At 38.1% G+C, this 1882-nt stretch carries 2 protein-coding genes; one reads left to right on the forward strand and one right to left on the reverse strand.

Going from position 1 to position 1882, the window contains the following annotated elements; genetic code table 11:
- Positions 1-59: 59 nt before the first annotated feature.
- Positions 60-1364 (reverse strand): RNA-guided endonuclease TnpB family protein, encoded by a 1305-nt coding sequence (locus FTU40_RS15065; protein ID WP_180041341.1) that lies wholly within the window; start codon positions 1362-1364, stop codon positions 60-62.
- A 43-nt stretch (positions 1365-1407) separates the two neighbouring features.
- Here FTU40_RS15065 and tnpA point away from each other — a divergent pair, with 43 nt between their 5' ends.
- Positions 1408-1821 (forward strand): IS200/IS605 family transposase, encoded by a 414-nt coding sequence (tnpA, locus tag FTU40_RS15070; protein WP_180041343.1) that lies wholly within the window; start codon positions 1408-1410, stop codon positions 1819-1821.
- Positions 1822-1882: the final 61 nt, after the last annotated feature.

The following is a 1882-nucleotide window of genomic DNA, read 5'->3' on the forward strand; positions in this document are numbered from 1 at the left end:
TTGACATACTCCCACCACTTTCACGATGTTCAAGTGGGGGATTCTAAAAGCAAAAGCTCTTAGGTGACTTCCTCACGGATTTCACTTGCTTTCTGCTTCGCAAGGCGACCTTTACCGCATCCACCCTCCACAGACAAAACGATGTGTCCCACCGCCAAAATGTTGCGAGAAGCATTAATATCTGCATTCTCGCTAAAACAACAACTGACACACTCAAAGTTTGCTTGAGTAAGCCTATTTTCTTTTGCAACATGACCACATGAACTACAAGTTTGACTTGTATATCTAGGGTCAACTTTAACAAGCAAACCACCTCGCCATTGCTGTTTGTACTCCAACATACCAACAAGCATTGACCAACCTTGATCCAGGATTGATTTATTTAAGCCTGACTTGGCTTTAACATTCTTTCCTTTTTTCTCGATTGAGCCTTTCGCTGACTTCGACATATTGGCTACTTTTAAGTCCTCAACTACGATCATTGCGTGGTTTTTGCTGAGCGTTGTGGTGACTTTGTGCAAGTAGTCATGCCGAATATTGGCAATATGATGATGTAATTTATTGATCTTGAGATTCAGCTTTTTCCAACTTTGACTGAACTTGTTTTTCTTTCTCAGCTTGCGCTGAAGCCTAGCCAACTTTACTTGATTGGCCTTGAAACTATTGATCGGGTCGAATACTTGACCACTAGATGTTGTAATTAAATTTTTAACACCTAAATCAATGCCAACGGCTGATTTTGATGGGTGGACTGGTGCTTCTACTGTGCTTTCAACACCGAAAGAGATATACCACTTTCCAACATGCTTTGAGATTGTGACATTCTTGATTTCACCAAGAATCTCTTGTGACTTTCTGAATTTCACAACGCCAATGTCATTAGGTAACTTAACTTGGTTGCCTTTAACCCAACAGTATCTATTGAATTGAACAATACGAATGGAATCATAGCCATTAGATTTCTTTTTGAATCGTGGCATGAGTGGTCTAAATTGGACTTCACGACCATCCGGCAATTTAAAGAATCTTGGTTTTTTGGCTTTAAATGGTTTTTGCTTTAACTTGGCTTGTTCTTTCGGGTCAAAGAACTTCCCCCAGGCATCACCAAGATCACGCACTTTTTGTTGAAGTGAAACGCCATTTGAACTGTTTTCCAGAAAAGCACACTCAGGTTTTTTTCGTAATTCAGGAATTTTATTGACTAAATTAACTTTGTTGATTCGCTCATTATTAGCAAGCATCTCGAACGATACAGCTAAAATTTGATTCCAAACAAAACGTGCAGAGCCAAGCAACTTATTTAAAACAAGCTCCTGCTCTGCATTAGGCTCAAGCCTAAATTTATACGCTTTGTTGATTTTCATAAATGAGTATGTATGTGTTAATATGATCAAATGCTATCATTAAATGAACAATCAAACAATGACTGAAATCTATAAAAACCGCTATTCAGCCTTTAACTTACACGTACACCTAGTATTTATTACAAAGTACAGAAAGAAAATTCTAAATGATCTACATCATAATTATTTTATTGAGTGTGTAGACGAAATATGCAAAGATTTTGATGCAGAGCTAAAAGAATGTAATGGTGAGGCTGACCATGTTCACATGCTTATTCAGTACCCACCAACTGTTCAGCTTAGTAAGTTGGTGAATAATTTAAAATCGGTAACAAGCAGAAGAATGCGGAATGAATTTTTAGATTTACGTGGTAGTTATGCAAAACCTGTTTTATGGTCACGATCTTATTTTGCAGGGTCGTGCGGTGGTGCGCCCTTAGATATTATTAAGAAATACATTCAAAACCAACAAGGTTAAAATCTGTGAAATTCACCTCCACCCTGACTGTCGGGTGGAGTCCTCTTTCACTTACAGATAG

The sequence above is a fragment of the Acinetobacter sp. YH12100 genome, from assembly GCF_013419135.1.
In the GTDB taxonomy this organism is placed as follows: domain Bacteria; phylum Pseudomonadota; class Gammaproteobacteria; order Pseudomonadales; family Moraxellaceae; genus Acinetobacter; species Acinetobacter pseudolwoffii.